The organism is Parabacteroides massiliensis (assembly GCF_900155425.1).
GTDB classification, from domain to species: Bacteria; Bacteroidota; Bacteroidia; order Bacteroidales; family Tannerellaceae; genus Parabacteroides; species Parabacteroides massiliensis.
In genome coordinates, this window is the sequence record NZ_LT700191.1 from 1,813,614 (window position 1) to 1,829,536 (window position 15,923).

Consider the following 15,923-nt stretch of genomic DNA (forward strand, 5'->3'; position numbering starts at 1 on the left):
TCACATAACTCTTACGGATGGCAAAGATAGGGTTAATAATTAAAAGTCAATGCTTTCGGGAAAAGTTTTTAAGTACCGGCTACAACAATTTGCGTTGCATTTCTGTTCTTATAAATTAGTATGGAAGTGTGGATTATGATGATACGGTCGTGAAGGGGTGTAAAACCTTAGTTTAAAAATAGATATAAAAAAGATTAGAGCTCTCCGATAATACATTTTTAACATTTACGGTTCCTTGTTTTTACTTTTTTTGTGTAAATATTAAATTAAAAGACGCGTTATTTGTAACGTTAAAACGAGAGATTTATTGATATGAGGAAGTCTACGATTTGGTTGCTTGCGGTGGTGATAGCTTTTGCCTTTGCCGGTTTACTCTTTTTGCAGGTAAAATATGTAAGCATCATACTCAAAAAAAGTAGCGAGCAGTTCAATGAAACTGTCAAACGATCGATGCACCAAGTCTCGAAAAACCTGGAGCTTGACGAAACGGCCCGGTATCTGGAAGAAGATCTCAGCCGTGACGAGGCCAACAATTATCTATACCAGAACGAACAAAGCGGTCTTGGCGGTGGAATCATCACCGAGAAAAAGTATAAGATGCAGTTCACCAATGCCGATGGGACTGTAGAGCATATTGAGTTCCATAGCGACATCCGGACACGTAAATTCGAACCGCTTTCGTCGTTGGGCAGCAATAAGGCGCCTAACAGCATCGTGAGCACGTCAAAAGATTTGCAACAGACGTTGAAACGTCGTTATCAGTATCAGAGTGGGTTGTTTAACGAAGTGATTTTGAATATTTTACATACAGCAAGTCTGAAGCCGATCGAAGAACGGATCGATTTTAAAAAGCTGAATAATTACTTAAAATCAGAATTTGTTAACAACGGATTGAACCTGCCGTTCGTTTTTGCTGTTATTAACAAAGACGGAAAGATCGTGTATCAGAACGGAGAGATTCCTCCTGTATCAGACGTGATTCAGCAGGTGTTATTCCCCAACGATCCACCTTCGAAGCAGAACTACCTGAAAGTGTATTTCCCGACGAAGGGCGATTACATTTCGAGTTCTGTAACATTTATCGTACCGTCGATCATCTTCTCGCTGATACTTTTGGTGACGTTTATCTTTACCATTTATATCGTGTTCCGCCAGAAGAGACTTTCGGAAATGAAGAACGATTTTATCAACAATATGACACACGAACTGAAGACACCGGTTTCGACCATCTCGCTTGCCGCGCAGATGCTGAAGGATTCGGACATCACGAAGAGCCCCGACGTGTTCAAGCATATATCGGGCGTGATCAACGACGAGACGAAACGATTGGGCTTCCTGGTGGAAAAAGTTCTGCAAATGTCGCTGTTTGAACGTCAGAAAGCAGCTCTCAAGCTGAAGGAAGTGGATGCAAACGATTTGCTGGCAAGCGTCGCCAACACATTCGCGCTGAAAGTCGAGAAGTATGACGGCACGATCGATATCGACCTGCAGGCCGAAGATTCGGATATCTACGTGGATGAGATGCACATCACGAACGTGTTGTTCAACCTGTTGGACAACGCCGTGAAGTATCGTCGCCTCGAAGTGCCGCTGACGCTGATGTGCCGTACCTGGAACGAGAACGGCAAGTTGTTGATATCGATCGAGGACAACGGTATCGGGATCAAGAAAGAATACCTCAAGAAAGTATTCGACCGCTTCTTCCGCGTACCGACAGGAAACGTGCACGACGTGAAAGGGTTCGGCCTCGGACTTGCTTACGTCCGTAAAATAGTGGAGGACCATAAGGGTACGATCCGTGCCGAAAGTGGATCCGGAAATGTAGGAACGAAATTTATTATTACTTTACCTCTTATAAAAAGTTAGTTATGGAAGAAAAACTAAAAATCTTCTTTTGCGAAGACGACGAAAACCTGGGTATGCTATTAAGAGAATACTTGCAGGCAAAAGGTTATGTGACTGACCTCTTCTCCGATGGAGAAGCCGGTTACAAAGGTTTCACCAAAGGCAAATATGACCTTTGCGTACTTGACGTGATGATGCCGAAAAAAGACGGCTTCACACTGGCTCAGGAAATCCGTTCAATCAACCCTGATATCCCTGTTATCTTCCTTACGGCCAAGACTATGAAGGAAGATATCCTGGAAGGTTTCAAAATCGGTGCAGACGATTATCTGACAAAACCTTTCAGCATGGAAGAACTCTTGCTTCGTATCGAAGCGATCCTTCGCCGCGTGAAAGGCAAGAAGATGAAAGATATTCCTTTCTACAAGTTAGGAAACTTCTTGTTCGATACCCAGAAACAGACATTGGCTATCGGCGACAAGGTTACGAAGCTGACAACGAAGGAATGTGAACTCCTGAGTCTCCTTTGCGCACATGCAAATGAAATTCTGGAACGTAATTATGCACTGAAGACAATCTGGGTGGACGATAACTACTTCAATGCCCGCAGTATGGACGTATATATCACGAAACTTCGCAAGCTGTTGAAAGATGATCCGGGAATCGAAATCATCAACATTCACGGTAAGGGCTACAAGCTGATCACTCCTTCAGGAGAAGAAGCTGCCCGTGAAGAAGGCATCCAGGTTCTTTAAAACCGGAGTTTAACCGGATACAAACAACACAGACGAGCGCAAAGTGATGCAGATGTTATTATCTATAAAAGGTAAGTCTGCGTTGCTTTGCGCTTTTTGCTTATATTTGTGTGTAATTAAATGAAGATATGATGAACGATAGACCGCTTATTCTGATTACAAATGATGACGGCGTAGGAGCCAAAGGAATAAAAGAATTGACCGAGTGCCTCCGGGATCTGGGGGATATTGTGGTTTTTGCTCCCGACGGGCCTCGTTCGGGAATGGCAAGCGCAATCACTTCGATCGTGCCGATCAAGTACACATTGGTAAAGAAAGAAAAAGGGCTGACGATCTATAGCTGTACCGGAACTCCGGTCGATTGCGTGAAGCTGGCCATCAACGAAGTGCTGGAACACAAGCCCGACTTGTTGGTCTCCGGGATCAATCATGGAGGCAACCATGCTATTTGTGTCCACTATTCCGGAACGATGGGGGCAGCTGCCGAAGGATGCGTGTTCGGCATACCCTCGATGGGGGTGTCGCTTTTGGATCATCGTGCGGATGCGGATTTTACCGAGAGTTGCCGTTTAGGGCGCATGCTTGCAAGGCGGGTCATAAAAGAAGGATTGCCGCATGGTACTTATCTGAACCTGAATGTCCCCAATATCCCGAACGTAAAAGGTATGAAGGCATGCAGGCAGGCGGACGGACGTTGGACCAATGAATTCAAACGTTCGGAAAATGCGACGGGCGAACCTGTGTTCTGGCTTACCGGTGCATTCGAAAATGCCAAACCGATCCATGCCGACAACGACACATTGGCGCTCGACAGTGGCTACGCTTCGCTTGTTCCTTGCAAGATAGATGTGACGGACTATGATTTTTTAGCACAGCTAAAAAATCAGTTGAAAGTTGAGAGTTGAAAGAGTATCAGCATTGTCGGCATTTCCAACTTTCAACTTTCAACTCTCAACTTTCAACTGAAAAAATATGAAATATTTTTTAATAGCGGGCGAAGCTTCCGGTGATCTGCATGCCTCCAACCTGATGGCAGCACTGAAGAAGCAGGATGCCGAAGCGGATTTTCGTTTCTTGGGCGGCGATCTTATGCAGGCAGTCGGAGGGACGCTGGTGAAACATTACAGGGATATGGCTTTCATGGGCTTTATCCCCGTATTGCTCAATCTCCGTACGATCCTGAACAATATGAAAGCCTGCCAGGAGGAAATCCGGAAGTACAGGCCCGATGTGGTGATCCTGATCGATTATCCGGGGTTCAATTTGAAAATAGCCAAATATGTGAAGACGCAGTTAGGGCTGCCGGTCTATTATTATATTTCTCCTAAAATATGGGCCTGGAAGCAGTATCGCATCAAGGATTTCCGTCGCTATGTAGACCGGATGTTCTGCATCCTGCCTTTCGAAGTGGAGTTTTTCCACAAGCTCGACTATCCGGTAGATTATGTGGGCAACCCTTCGGTCGATTCGGTTGCCGGCTATATGGAAAAACAGGCGGCTGTACCGGATACTTTCCGCGCGGACGAACAATTGGACGAACGCCCCGTACTGGCGCTGTTGGCTGGTAGCCGTCGGCAGGAGATCAAAGACAATCTGCCGACCATGCTGAAGGTGGCAGCCGCCTATCCGGACTACCAACCCGTGATTGCCGGTGCTCCCGGCCTGGAACCGGAATATTACAGGCAATATATCGGCGATGCGGATGTCAGGATCGTTTTCGGTAAGACCTATCCTCTCCTCAGCCATAGTGATGCGGCACTGGTCACATCAGGGACAGCTACGCTCGAAACATCGCTTTTCCGTGTCCCGCAAGTCGTCTGCTATTATGTTGCGGCCGGCCGGTTGGCAAGTTTTATTTTCCGCCATTTCTTCCACACCAAATACATCTCACTGGTCAACCTGATAGCCGGACGCGAAGTGGTGCAGGAGTTGTTCGGAGCCAGGTTCTCATACGGTCATATACACGATGAACTGGGGCGCGTTTTGAATGATCCGGCCTACCGTAACCGTATGCTCGACGGCTACGACGAGATGATCCGCCTGCTTGGAAAGCCTGGCGCTTCCCGCCGCACAGCGGAGCTTATCTATCAATCACTGAAGTATTAACATCTTTTATCAACAATCTTTGCAGCATTTACAGTGTGTTTATCATCTCTTTTTTTAGAAAGAAAAATAAACAAATTAGATACATGTTATGAAGACGTTGAAAAGTTTTATGCTATTGATTGGAATCTTGTTGGGTTCCACAGCTTTTTATTCTTGTTTGGATAATGACGACGCTTACAGCGAGTTTTGGAAAAATAGTATCCAAGCGATTGTGACGGTAAAACCATTGAGTAATAATTCTTACTACATGCAGCTCGACGACAGTACGACGCTGTTCCCGACAAATTCCTATATGCCTGAGAATTTGAAGGAAATCCGTGCAGCCATTATATATAAGAACGACGAGAAGAAGACCGAAGGTTATGATCAGTCTGTTCAGGTGCTAAGAATGGACACTCTTCTGACCAAACCGATCGCTCCTGATCTGGGATCGGAAAATGATTCTTATTACGGAACGGACATGCTGGCCTTGAATGGCGGCAGCATCTGGTCTAAAAGCGGTGTGTGGATCGAGGACGGATATATCACGTTCGATTTCTATATCCAAAGAGGATATGACGACAATGTCAAACATTTCATAAACCTGGTACAGGCTAACAGTGCTGATCCGTATGAACTGGAATTCCGCCATAACGCCTATGGCGATACTGACTCGTCCATCAGGCCTTCAGCCGGCTTGGTCTCCTTCAAATTGGATAAGTTGCCGAGCACGGAAGGTAAGACGGTGAAGCTGAAGATCAAATATAAGTCTTTCGTTTCGAACGATTATAAAACCATTGAGTTGGACTACAAATCAAAAGATACGGGAAATACAGAAGAATAATAACCTTCCCACATAACTTTTATTTTTATCATTTAGTTCAGGGAGAGAGGCATCGGGATGATGTCTCTCTTTTTTTTATTTTTATCCGGATAAAAATGCAACGTTTCTCCGGTTGCTCTCGTTTATATATATGAAAATGGAAGAAACAAATACATATCTGATCGAGGGGTGCCGGCGTGGTGACCGGACTGCGCAACTTGCCCTTTACAAGCAATTCGCGAGACGGTTGTATGTCGCCTGTCTGCGTATTGTCGGTAACGCGCCGGAGGCGGAGGAGGCGATGCAGGATTCTTTTCTGAAGATTTTCACCCGCCTGGACCAGTATCAGGATGGACAAAGTTTCGAAGCATGGATGCACCGCATAGCCGTCCATACAGCCATTGATTACGTGCGCCGGCAGGCGCCCGATTGGGAAGAACTTTCGGACAACTACACCGAGCCCGACGATGACGGGCCGGATGAAGAGGAAATCCGCTATTCGGTCGCCCAGGTGAAGGAAGCCTGCAAGAAACTGCCGGCCGGCTATCGCGTAATACTCTCGCTCTACCTCTTTGAGGGATATGATATGGAAGAGATAGCCTCCATCCTGAAGATTCAGCCGGCGAGCGTACGCAGCCAGTATCTCAGGGCAAAGCGCAAATTGTTGGATATAATAGCAGCAAATAAAGAAAATGGATAAACTGAAAAATTTCATAGACACGAACCGTGAAGCATTTGAAGACGACCTGTTACCTGAAGGCCACTTCGAGCGCTTCGAGCAGAAGCTGGCTGTTCCGCGCAAAAGCCGGGCTACGTTGTATGGCCTTTGGGCTTTTGCCGCGGCAGCTTGCATCGCTCTGCTGTTCCTCTTCAAACTGCCAGGTGGCACGTCTTTGCATACGCAGCCCGGACAGATGGCCACGGGGCAGCATGCTTGCGAGGTGAAAGAGGAGATTGAAGAGCTTCGTCTCTATTACAACATGCAGATGAGCGACATCATTTCGCAGATGCAGGCGATGTATAAACTGCAACGGATTCCCGGAGCGGAGGATCTCTTGAAAGAGACAAAACGTGTCCTGACAGACAATTATATGTTCGAGGAAACGGTTCTTCCGATCCTGCCATGCTCCAATGCCGGGCTTTATGCCATGAACCTGCATTACAGCACCAGCCTGGAAAGTCTCAACATCATGCTGAAGCAGATGGAGAATATGAAGACAACGGATAATAATAATTTTAATAATAAACAGACAAACAAATGAAAGCAACTCGTCAACATTCAGTGGCCGGCAAGCAGTCCTTATTCAGACCTTGCCTGCTTATGCTCCTGGTTTTGTTTTGCAGCTTACCCGGTTGGGGCAGCAAACAGGAAAGCATCAAGAAAAAGGAATTCAACAAAAGTTTCAATGTCGATAAGAGCGACATCCTGCAAGTGGACAACCGCTACGGAAACATAACGGTCACGCATTGGAGCAAGAGCGAAGTTTCTATCCGTGTCGTAATCGAGGCGAAAGCCCGCAATGACGAAAGGGCGCAGGCCATCATCGACCGTGTCAATATCCGGATGGAAAAGATGGGCAATACGGTCTCGGCTGTCACCAGCTTGAAGTCGCAAAACGGAAACGGCGGCTCCAACGAATCCTTCACCATCAACTACTATGTCAGTATGCCGTCCGAACTGACCTGCGACCTGACGCAGAAGTACGGTAATATCAGCATGCCGGAAAACAATAAAGGGAAATGCGACCTGCATGTCAAATACGGTAATCTCAATGGCGGTAATTTCACGGGACCTCTTAACATAGACGTGCAATATGGCAATATGGATATTTCCGATGTCGACAATGCGACTTTGGGGCTGGCCTATTGCGGCAAATCCTCTGTTCGCAATGCGTCACAACTGAATGTCGACAGCAAATACTCCAACCTCAATCTTGGAAAAATCCAGAAAATGAATGTCGAAGCCAAATACGGTGACATCCATATCGACAGGCTGGACAACGGCTATATGGAGCTGAAGTACGGGAATTGCAAGATAGACGAGTTGAGACAAGGCATCAATGTCGATGAATTGAGCTACAGCACGCTTACCATCAAAGACCTTGCCAGCAATTTCGACAAAGTCAACGTGGATGCCCGCTACGGCAACCTGAATATTTATATCGATGTGAACGCTTCCTTCCGTGTCGTTGCCAACAACATGAAATATGGCAATTGCAAGATTCAAGGCGAATTCAATATCCAACGTCGTAACCAGGACGATAACTCGGTCGGATTCGATAGCCGCGACGACCAGAAGAACAAAAACAACTACACCCTCGATGTCAACAATGGCAAAAACGGCCGTATCAATTTCGAAGGAAACAGTTATAGCAATATAAAGGTGATTGCGAAATAAGCCTTACCATCATGGTATCGGACAAATGAAAGAAGCCCCGGCATCCAAACGATACCGGGGCTTCCTTATTTTGATTAAAGAACGACTGCTTAGTCGAGTTCTTTAATAGTGATGTTACGATACCAAACGTCGTCTCCGTGGTCCTGGAAACCGATGAAACCTTCTTTGTTTTCACCACCACAGTTCAGCAACAGTTCGTAAGCCAACGGCCATTTGTCTTTGCTGAATTTGCTGTTATCCAACATTTCCTTCCACTGCTGTGTCCACAAATGATATTCGACAACCGGTTCGTCGTTCTGATAGTGAACAACCGTACCTTTGTAGCACATGATCTTAGACTTGTTCCATTCGCCAAACGGTTTAGAGTTCTGCGGTTTAGCCGGAATCATGTCATACAGGGAGGCAGACATACGGTTACCGTCCTTGCCTAATTTGGCATCCGGATGGTTCGCATTGTCCAGAATCTGATATTCAGGGGCAGAAATATAAGAAGGCTGTCCTTCTACTTCCTGGATCATGATAAACACGCCGGAGTTAGAACCTTTACCAACTTTCCATTCCCATTCCAGTTCGAAATTTTTGAACTTGTGAGCGAAGATCAGGTCACCGCCATCTTTAGCGCCGGCTTCACCTGCACCCGAACCTTTGATATGGATCGTACCGTCTGTCACTTCCCAGGCAGCAGGCACATCCGTACGGTCGTAACCTCTCCAACCATTGAAAGATTTACCATCGAACAAAGTGACTTTGCCATCGGCATCTTTCGGGAAAGTAGACAAATCAACAGTGGGCAGGTCGTTCATGAGTTTGTATTCAGGAACGGCAGCTTCAGTTGTAGCTTCTTCAGCAGGAGCTTCTTCTGTTTTCTTACCACCACCACAAGATGTGAAATAACACATCATAATTGCAGCACTTGCTAATAATACTGACTTTTTCATTCTTTTTTATTGTTTAAAACTAATTATCTCGGCATATCAGGCAACTTCCATCCTTCACGATAGTTATGCTTGATCAATTCGGCAGCGAATTCTTTAGCACTGACAGGATCTGTCCAGATCTTGTTGAATTTCGGGTCACCGTCGACAATCTTGAAGTCATCTTTCTTGATGATCTTGATTTCTTCGTTGTCGCCGATATTTGTAAACTTCATGTTGATACCATCCCACAACAGTTCTTTGTTCAATGTCTGCAGACGGATAGCCAATACACCCATTACAACCATTTCGTTCATAGGACCTGATACAGAGAAGTCGGATTTGGTCAGGACACGGCTGCTTGCGCTTTCTTTACAAGCACGGATCCAGTCTTGTTCGTGACCTCCACCCATAGCGTTTTCTACGCGGCGGCAAACTTGCGGAGCGTTAGGCACACGACCTGACAGCAACCAAGGCTTCTGGCCGTAGCAACCGCAAATCAAAGTATCTTTCGTACCGTGGAAGATACACAATCCACCACCAGGACCCATCAGTTCCTTTCCTTCAGGGAATCCTTCGGGACGGTCAGGCATCATACCACCATCATACCAATGAACTTCTACTTCAGGCAGAGCCACCTTCGGCATGTTGTCACGAGCCGGGAATATCATTCTTACGTGCTGTGCGTTAGGAGCGCAATCAGCCAGCAACAGTGTGGAAGAACCCTGTACTTTTGTAGGATAACCCAACTTCAAGGCTGTAAATACAGGCTGCATGATGTGGCAAGCCATATCACCCAAAGCGCCGGTTCCGTAATCCCACCATCCGCGCCAGTTCCAAGGATGATAAATCTTGTTGTAAGGACGAACCTTTGCAGGACCAGTAAACAAATCCCAGTTCAAAGTAGAAGGAATCTTATCCGCCTTTTCCGGAGCGTTCAAGCCCTGCGGCCAGATAGGACGGTTTGTAGCACATTCTACTTTTGTCACTTCACCGATTTCACCGTTCCAGATCCATTCGCAAACCAAGTCTGTGTCTGTAGCGGAAGAACCCTGGTTACCCATCTGAGTGGCTACGTTATATTTCTTTGCCAGGTTGGTCAGCAAACGAGATTCGTAAACCGAGTGAGTCAACGGTTTCTGAGTATATACGTGTTTGCCCATTGTCATTGCATCTGCAGTGATGATGGCGTGAGTATGGTCGGCTGTTGCAACCAGTACGGCGTCGATGGATTTGCCCATTTCGTCATACATCTTACGATAATCCCAATACTTTTTAGCTTGCGGATGACGATCGAATACCGGTTTTGCATATTTCCAGTCGATATCGCAAAGTGCTACGATATTTTCTGTTTTTTCCATGTTCTTCAGGTTGGCATTACCCATACCGCCGATACCGACGGCTGCAATGTTCAACTTGTCGGATGGAGCAGTGTATCCGTGAGATTTTCCCAGGATGGAACCCGGAACAATAGAGAAAGCGGCAGCTGCGGCAGCTCCTCTCTGAAGAAATGATCTTCTTGAAATGTTCGACATAGTAATAATTTTTTATAGATTAGCACTTAATTATAATATTTCGATGTAATTTTTTCGTTTATAAAAATACAAACTGACGCAAATATAGCCAAAGCGAGAATAACAGCAAGGCTTCCTTATAGGCTTTCTTTGTTAAAATAGTTTTTTTTAACAGAAGTAATAGATAAGATCTATTTTTTCATAAATAATATCTATGCTTTTAGGGGAAACATTTTAGCGTATTCCTCTATCTTTGTAAAAGAAGAAAACCAATTCATCCGATCTCTTGTTATTTAAGTATGGTACAGATATGAAAAGGGAGCCTATATACATACGGATATGGAGTTTTTATCTGGAAGGATTTCGCGAAATGCAACTGGGTAAAACGTTATGGCTGATTATATTGGTCAAACTTTTCATTATGTTTTTTATCTTAAAACTGTTTTTCTTTCCTAATTATTTAGGAAAGTTTGCTGGAGAGTCTGCGAAGGAAGAACACGTTTCGAATGAATTGACGGGCAGAGCAATTACTCCTTAAATTATATAATTATGATCGCAAGCATTGACACATCTTTGATAGACTGGTCAAGAGCGCAATTCGCTCTCACAGCCATGTACCACTGGCTGTTCGTCCCTCTCACGTTGGGACTCGGCGTCATACAAGCCATCATGGAGACCATCTATTACAAAACGGGTGATGAATTTTGGAAAAAGACAGCGCAGTTCTGGATGAAACTGTTTGGCATTAATTTCGCCATCGGTGTTGCTACCGGGTTGATCCTCGAATTCGAATTCGGGACGAACTGGTCTAACTACAGTTGGTTTGTAGGTGACATCTTCGGCGCTCCTCTCGCTATCGAGGGTATATTGGCTTTCTTTATGGAAGCGACCTTTATTGCCGTGATGTTTTTCGGCTGGGACAAGGTCAGCAAGCGTTTCCACCTTGCTTCTACCTGGCTGACGATCATAGGGGCCACTCTTTCTGCTCTCTGGATTTTGATTGCCAATGCCTGGATGCAACATCCGGTGGGGATGCGGTTTAATCCGGATACCGTACGAAACGAGATGTTCGATTTCTGGGCGGTGGCCTTATCGCCTGTCGCCATCAACAAATTCTTCCATACCGTGCTCTCCGGGTGGATCGTGGGGGCCGTCTTCGTGATCGGTATCAGCAGTTGGTTCCTGTTGAAAAAGCGGGCGGCGAAGTTCGCGCTCGAAAGTATCAAGGTCGGTGCCGTTTTCGGACTTGCCGCATCCATACTTATCGTATGGACGGGTGACGGTTCCGCTTATCAGGTAGCCCAAAAGCAACCGATGAAGCTGGCCGCCATGGAAGGCTTGTACGAAGGGAGTAACGGGACGGGGTTGGTCGCCATCGGACTGTTGAACCCCGCCAAGACAAGCTATACGGATAATGTAAATCCTTTCCTTTTCAATGTCAAGATCCCGAAATTGCTGTCCCTCCTTGCCGAGCGTGATGCGGATGCTTATGTTCCGGGTATCGCCAACCTGATCGAAGGTGGTTATAAAACTGGCAAAGGGACGGTTGCCCTTTCTGCAGCCGAGAAGATAGGGAAAGGGCGGATTGCCATCCAGGCTCTTGCCGACTATCGCAAGGCGGTAAAGGATAAAGACCGGGTGGCTGCGGAGCAAGCCCGTGCCCTGTTGGACGAGAACTTCGCTTATTTCGGTTACGGGTATATCAAAGATCCTGCCGACTTGATTCCGCCTGTCGGGCTCACTTTCTATTCGTTTCGCGTCATGGTGATCCTGGGCGGATATTTTATCCTGTTGTTCATCGTTGCTTTGGTCTGGTGCAAAAAGAACAAGTTTGCCGATGCCCGCTGGTTGCAATGGGCGAACCTGTGGACGATTCCTCTGGCCTACATAGCCGGACAGGCGGGGTGGATCGTCGCTGAAGTCGGACGTCAGCCTTGGGCCATCCAGGACATCCTGCCGACAGGCGCATCCGTGTCCGATCTGGCTACTTCGTCGGTACAGACGACCTTCTTTCTCTTCCTGCTGCTCTTTACCGTCCTGCTCGTTGCCGAGATAGGCATTATGGTGAAGGCCATCAAGAAAGGACCGGAGAGAGGGTGAAGGATTTATAATTTATGATTTATGCGTCGATAATAAATCATAAATCATAAATTTCCTCCTTTCCTCTCTTAAATCATAAATCATAAATCATAAATCATAAATGATAATCATCATGACCTACATATTCTTACAGCATTACTGGTGGTTCCTCGTTTCCTTGTTAGGAGCTCTGTTGGTTTTCCTGCTTTTCGTGCAAGGCGGGCAGTCCTTGCTCTTCACGATCGGCAAAACCGAATTGCAACAAAAGATGTTGCTGAATTCGACCGGACGTAAATGGGAGTTTACTTTTACGACCTTGGTTACTTTCGGAGGCGCGTTCTTTGCCTCTTTCCCGTTATTCTATTCGACCAGCTTCGGCGGAGCCTACTGGGTGTGGATGCTGATACTGGCATGCTTTGTCTTGCAGGCCGTGTCCTACGAGTACCAGTCGAAGAAAGGGAACCTGTTGGGTAAAAAGACATATCAGGTGTTTCTGCTGTTGAACGGTATCTTGGGGCCTATCCTGTTGGGGACGGCCGTCGGTACGTTCTTTAACGGAGCCGAGTTCATTGTCGACAAAGGGCAGCTGACCGATGTCGCAATGCCGGTGATTTCCTCTTGGGCGAACCCCTGGCACGGGCTTGAAGCCGCTTTGGTGTTCTGGAACGTATGCCTTGGGCTGGCCGTGTTTTTCCTGGCGCGTATCCAGGCTTTGCTTTATTTCATCAACAATATCGACGATGCCGAGATCGCGAAACGTAGCCGCAAGCATTTGGTGATCGAAACGGCGTTGTTCCTTGTTTTCTTCCTTGTCTTCCTAGTTCATCTGTTGCTTGCCGACGGGTTTGCCGTCGATCCGGCGACAAAAGAGGTCTATATGCAGCCCTATAAATACTTCATGAACCTGGTCGAGATGCCGGCCGTATCGGTTGTGTTGTCGGTGGGTGTGGCCGGTGTCCTGTATGGCATTGTCCGTACGGCCTTGTCGGGGACGTGGAGAAAGGGAATCTGGTTCTGTGGGACCGGTACGGTGCTCACAGTGTTGGCGCTGTTGCTTTGTGCCGGTTGGAACCATACGGCTTATTATCCTTCGGTTGCCGACCTGCAAAGTTCGCTGACGATCGCGAACAGTTGCTCCAGCCCGTTCACCCTGGAAGTGATGAGCATTGTCTCCATCCTCGTTCCTTTCGTCTTAGGCTATATTTTCTATGCCTGGCGTGCGTTGGATCTAAGGAAGATAGATGCGGAAGAAATGAAAGAGAAAGGCACACATGCGTATTAAAAACAAAGGAAACGGCGAAGCTCACGCTTGGCCGTTTCTACATTTAACCGTTTTAAACAAAAAGAAAAAGTTAGTTAAGGCTTAGATGAAAATATCTTAAGTCTTTTCTTCTGACTCTGAATAGCTACCATAAGGATAGCAAACAAATATATGGAATACCTGCCATCCGTGGAACAATCTTCCTGTTTTTTTTGTTATTTTTCACAGTACGCCAATGCTTTTGTATTATCTTTACACCCGAATTATCCGATGAACCTTATGGCAGAATTTAACATAAACATATTGGGATGCGGTTCGGCGTTACCTACCACGCGGCATCTGGCGACTTCGCAGGTAGTGGATTTACGGGACAAATTATATATGATTGATTGTGGGGAAGGTACCCAGGTTCAGATGCGCAGGATGCGTGTCCGCTTCGGCCGTCTCGCCCATATTTTCATTTCGCATCTGCATGGCGATCATTGCTTCGGTTTGCCGGGGCTGATCTCCACGCTCGGCATGTTGGGGCGTACCGGCGAGCTGGTCGTGCACGGTCCGAAAGAGGTCGAGAGCTACTTGCGCCCGGTGATGGATTTGTTTTGCCGGGGGATGGAGTTCGAGGTCCGTTTCAATCCTGTCGACACCCGCAGCCATTCGTTGGTGATGGAAGACCGGTCGTTGTCGGTCTATTCCATCCCGTTGAAACACCGGATTCCTACTTGCGGCTACCTCTTTGCCGAAAAGCCGAAGGAGGCGCATATCATCCGCGAAATGACGGATTTCTATCAGGTTCCCGTCCGTTGCATGAAAGACATCAAACAGGGGCTGGATTATGTTACGCCCGAAGGCGAGGTGGTCCCCAATTCCCGCCTGACGCGTCCTGCCGCCCCGCCCAAGCGCTATGCGTTCTGTTCCGATACGGCCTATAACCGTTCGATCATTCCGATCATCGAAGGGGTGGACCTGCTCTATCACGAAGCGACTTTTGCCGAGTGTGATCTCGCCCGTGCCAAAGAAACCTTCCATTCCACCGCCCGGCAGGCGGCGGAGATAGCTCGCGATGCCCGGGTGAAACGCCTTGTTATCGGTCATTATTCCGCCCGCTACGAAGACCTGTCCGAACTTCACCGGGAAGCCGAAGCTGTATTTCCCGGCACGATATTGGGAAATGAGGGGATGGTGATAACGGTCTAATTGGTAAATCTTAACCCTATGCTTTAGCACTCGTAACCCATAGCTTTAGGCCGGCTAAAGCATAGCTTTACGATTTGCCGGGTGCCTCTCGGCGATCTCCTCTGCGTCGCTGCCTTATAAGGCCATTTATTTCACGCATGTCTGGGATTGCCGGCAAAGCACAAAGCGGCTTAAAAAACGATTTAATCATTAATAAAACAGAACTTTCTGCATTATCAAAAAAAATATTTCTACTTTTGTGCAATCTTAGGGTTTGGAATATGAAGGCATTGATTACATCTGTTTTGTTGCTGGCTGTATGGGCCGGTTGTCCGCTTGAGGTGATAGCACAGCAGGCGAATACGACTGTGTCCGGGACGGCCGTTGCCAAAGACAAAGAACCGGACTCTGTAGAGATCAGTGCCTACGACAACAAGATCGTTGTTGAAAACGCTCCGATCGGCAGCAAACTCGAAATCTACAGCGTGGTAGGTATCCGGGTGAAAGAAATACCGATGAAGCAGCCCTCCGGCGAATATGCAGTAGATATTGCCAAAGGATACTATATCGTCCGCATCGGCGAGACGGTCCGCAAGGTGTCCATCCGTTAATGCTCGTTTAAGCTCCCTCTCCATTAAAAGGCATCCTTATAATTCCCCCAACAAGGGAATCCTTTCTTATTTTCTCGTATCGAAACAAAAGTTTCCTCGGGTGAAACAAAAGTTTCCTCGGATGAAACTTTAGTTTCAAGAAAAATTTTTGCTGAAACTTTTTTACCGGTCGAAACTTTTATGGCGTTGCCGGAAGAGGCAATCGCCTTGTTATTATTATCATGAAACAAGATAGGATCATGGTGTTTTCGCTCAGAGACGAACTCTCCCAAAAGGCTAAAACGAAATAAGGGAGAAAACGGCTTCGTTTTCTCCCTTATTGATTGTATGCCTTCGTCCTTCACAGGAGAAAGGATACTTGAATTTTAAATTCAATATACTTTAGTATTATTAATATTAAACTTGGTTACTTGTTCGCCTGTCGCAGGGTAATTGGATGATTAGTCCGCGTAACCGAAGATTATT

The 15,923-nt window shown here is 46.7% G+C and carries 16 protein-coding genes; 13 read left to right on the top strand and 3 right to left on the bottom strand.

Features of this window, described 5'->3' with window-relative positions; translation table 11 throughout:
• Nucleotides 1–312 precede the first annotated feature (312 nt).
• The 8 genes from BQ9893_RS18280 (at nucleotide 313) to BQ9893_RS18315 (ending at nucleotide 7,906) form a co-directional block, all read left to right on the top strand.
• On the top strand, nucleotides 313–1,866 hold the full coding sequence (locus BQ9893_RS18280) for a sensor histidine kinase (RefSeq protein ID WP_075967248.1): 1,554 nt from the start codon (nucleotides 313–315) through the stop codon (nucleotides 1,864–1,866).
• A gap of 2 nt (nucleotides 1,867–1,868) precedes the next feature.
• On the top strand, nucleotides 1,869–2,600 hold the full coding sequence (rprY, locus tag BQ9893_RS18285; RefSeq protein WP_005634267.1) for a response regulator transcription factor RprY: 732 nt from the start codon (nucleotides 1,869–1,871) through the stop codon (nucleotides 2,598–2,600).
• Nucleotides 2,601–2,728: 128 nt separating this feature from the next.
• On the top strand, nucleotides 2,729–3,505 hold the full coding sequence (gene surE / locus BQ9893_RS18290) for a 5'/3'-nucleotidase SurE (protein WP_208610819.1): 777 nt from the start codon (nucleotides 2,729–2,731) through the stop codon (nucleotides 3,503–3,505).
• A gap of 67 nt (nucleotides 3,506–3,572) precedes the next feature.
• The gene (lpxB, locus tag BQ9893_RS18295; RefSeq protein WP_075967250.1) at nucleotides 3,573–4,706 is read left to right on the top strand and encodes a lipid-A-disaccharide synthase; all 1,134 of its coding nucleotides are present in this window, start codon (nucleotides 3,573–3,575) and stop codon (nucleotides 4,704–4,706) included.
• A gap of 88 nt (nucleotides 4,707–4,794) precedes the next feature.
• The gene (locus BQ9893_RS18300) at nucleotides 4,795–5,529 is read left to right on the top strand and encodes a NigD1/NigD2 family lipoprotein (RefSeq protein WP_075967251.1); all 735 of its coding nucleotides are present in this window, start codon (nucleotides 4,795–4,797) and stop codon (nucleotides 5,527–5,529) included.
• A gap of 130 nt (nucleotides 5,530–5,659) precedes the next feature.
• Nucleotides 5,660–6,208 (top strand): RNA polymerase sigma factor, encoded by a 549-nt coding sequence (locus BQ9893_RS18305; RefSeq protein ID WP_374046580.1) that lies wholly within the window; start codon nucleotides 5,660–5,662, stop codon nucleotides 6,206–6,208.
• A complete protein-coding gene (locus BQ9893_RS18310) occupies nucleotides 6,201–6,770 on the top strand; it encodes a hypothetical protein (protein WP_075967252.1) in 570 nt (189 codons plus the stop codon). The genes BQ9893_RS18305 and BQ9893_RS18310 overlap by 8 nt, the downstream gene beginning before the upstream one ends.
• On the top strand, nucleotides 6,767–7,906 hold the full coding sequence (locus tag BQ9893_RS18315; RefSeq protein WP_075967253.1) for a hypothetical protein: 1,140 nt from the start codon (nucleotides 6,767–6,769) through the stop codon (nucleotides 7,904–7,906). The genes BQ9893_RS18310 and BQ9893_RS18315 overlap by 4 nt, the downstream gene beginning before the upstream one ends.
• An 89-nt stretch (nucleotides 7,907–7,995) precedes the next feature.
• On the opposite strand, the gene BQ9893_RS18320 is transcribed toward BQ9893_RS18315, so the two are convergent.
• Entirely contained in the window at nucleotides 7,996–8,844 is an 849-nt protein-coding gene (locus BQ9893_RS18320; protein ID WP_075967254.1) for a 3-keto-disaccharide hydrolase, read from the bottom strand.
• 23 nt (nucleotides 8,845–8,867) lie between these two features.
• Nucleotides 8,868–10,355, bottom strand: coding sequence for a Gfo/Idh/MocA family protein (locus tag BQ9893_RS18325; RefSeq protein ID WP_075967255.1), 1,488 nt, complete (start codon nucleotides 10,353–10,355; stop codon nucleotides 8,868–8,870).
• Between the two features lie 289 nt (nucleotides 10,356–10,644).
• Here BQ9893_RS18325 and BQ9893_RS18330 point away from each other — a divergent pair, with 289 nt between their 5' ends.
• From BQ9893_RS18330 to BQ9893_RS18350, 5 genes are all read left to right on the top strand, one after another.
• Nucleotides 10,645–10,872 (top strand): DUF4492 domain-containing protein, encoded by a 228-nt coding sequence (locus BQ9893_RS18330; RefSeq protein WP_075967461.1) that lies wholly within the window; start codon nucleotides 10,645–10,647, stop codon nucleotides 10,870–10,872.
• Nucleotides 10,873–10,883: 11 nt separating this feature from the next.
• A complete protein-coding gene (locus BQ9893_RS18335; RefSeq protein WP_075967256.1) occupies nucleotides 10,884–12,434 on the top strand; it encodes a cytochrome ubiquinol oxidase subunit I in 1,551 nt (516 codons plus the stop codon).
• A 109-nt stretch (nucleotides 12,435–12,543) separates the two neighbouring features.
• The gene (locus BQ9893_RS18340; protein WP_208610828.1) at nucleotides 12,544–13,695 is read left to right on the top strand and encodes a cytochrome d ubiquinol oxidase subunit II; all 1,152 of its coding nucleotides are present in this window, start codon (nucleotides 12,544–12,546) and stop codon (nucleotides 13,693–13,695) included.
• A 258-nt stretch (nucleotides 13,696–13,953) separates the two neighbouring features.
• Entirely contained in the window at nucleotides 13,954–14,868 is a 915-nt protein-coding gene (locus tag BQ9893_RS18345) for a ribonuclease Z (protein WP_075967463.1), read from the top strand.
• A gap of 260 nt (nucleotides 14,869–15,128) precedes the next feature.
• Nucleotides 15,129–15,458, top strand: a complete 330-nt coding sequence (locus BQ9893_RS18350; RefSeq protein WP_075967257.1) for a hypothetical protein — start codon at nucleotides 15,129–15,131, stop codon at nucleotides 15,456–15,458.
• Nucleotides 15,459–15,481: 23 nt separating this feature from the next.
• Here BQ9893_RS18350 and BQ9893_RS18355 read toward each other — a convergent pair whose 3' ends face one another.
• Complete coding sequence (locus tag BQ9893_RS18355) at nucleotides 15,482–15,802, bottom strand: hypothetical protein (protein WP_139322621.1); 321 nt, start codon at nucleotides 15,800–15,802, stop codon at nucleotides 15,482–15,484.
• Between the last annotated feature and the right edge of the window lie 121 nt (nucleotides 15,803–15,923).

Bases quoted from the DNA above. Each gene is read 5' to 3' on its own strand.
- BQ9893_RS18320 (WP_075967254.1), bottom strand. From the start codon at position 8,844: ATGAAAAAGTCAGTATTATTAGCAAGTGCTGCAATTATGATGTGTTAT.
- BQ9893_RS18315 (WP_075967253.1), top strand. From the start codon at position 6,767: ATGAAAGCAACTCGTCAACATTCAGTGGCCGGCAAGCAGTCCTTATTC.
- BQ9893_RS18300 (WP_075967251.1), top strand. From the start codon at position 4,795: ATGAAGACGTTGAAAAGTTTTATGCTATTGATTGGAATCTTGTTGGGT.
- BQ9893_RS18280 (WP_075967248.1), top strand. From the start codon at position 313: ATGAGGAAGTCTACGATTTGGTTGCTTGCGGTGGTGATAGCTTTTGCC.
- surE (WP_208610819.1), top strand. From the start codon at position 2,729: ATGATGAACGATAGACCGCTTATTCTGATTACAAATGATGACGGCGTA.
- rprY (WP_005634267.1), top strand. From the start codon at position 1,869: ATGGAAGAAAAACTAAAAATCTTCTTTTGCGAAGACGACGAAAACCTG.
- BQ9893_RS18310 (WP_075967252.1), top strand. From the start codon at position 6,201: ATGGATAAACTGAAAAATTTCATAGACACGAACCGTGAAGCATTTGAA.
- BQ9893_RS18345 (WP_075967463.1), top strand. From the start codon at position 13,954: ATGGCAGAATTTAACATAAACATATTGGGATGCGGTTCGGCGTTACCT.
- BQ9893_RS18335 (WP_075967256.1), top strand. From the start codon at position 10,884: ATGATCGCAAGCATTGACACATCTTTGATAGACTGGTCAAGAGCGCAA.
- BQ9893_RS18305 (WP_374046580.1), top strand. From the start codon at position 5,660: ATGAAAATGGAAGAAACAAATACATATCTGATCGAGGGGTGCCGGCGT.
- BQ9893_RS18330 (WP_075967461.1), top strand. From the start codon at position 10,645: ATGAAAAGGGAGCCTATATACATACGGATATGGAGTTTTTATCTGGAA.
- BQ9893_RS18350 (WP_075967257.1), top strand. From the start codon at position 15,129: ATGAAGGCATTGATTACATCTGTTTTGTTGCTGGCTGTATGGGCCGGT.
- lpxB (WP_075967250.1), top strand. From the start codon at position 3,573: ATGAAATATTTTTTAATAGCGGGCGAAGCTTCCGGTGATCTGCATGCC.
- BQ9893_RS18325 (WP_075967255.1), bottom strand. From the start codon at position 10,355: ATGTCGAACATTTCAAGAAGATCATTTCTTCAGAGAGGAGCTGCCGCA.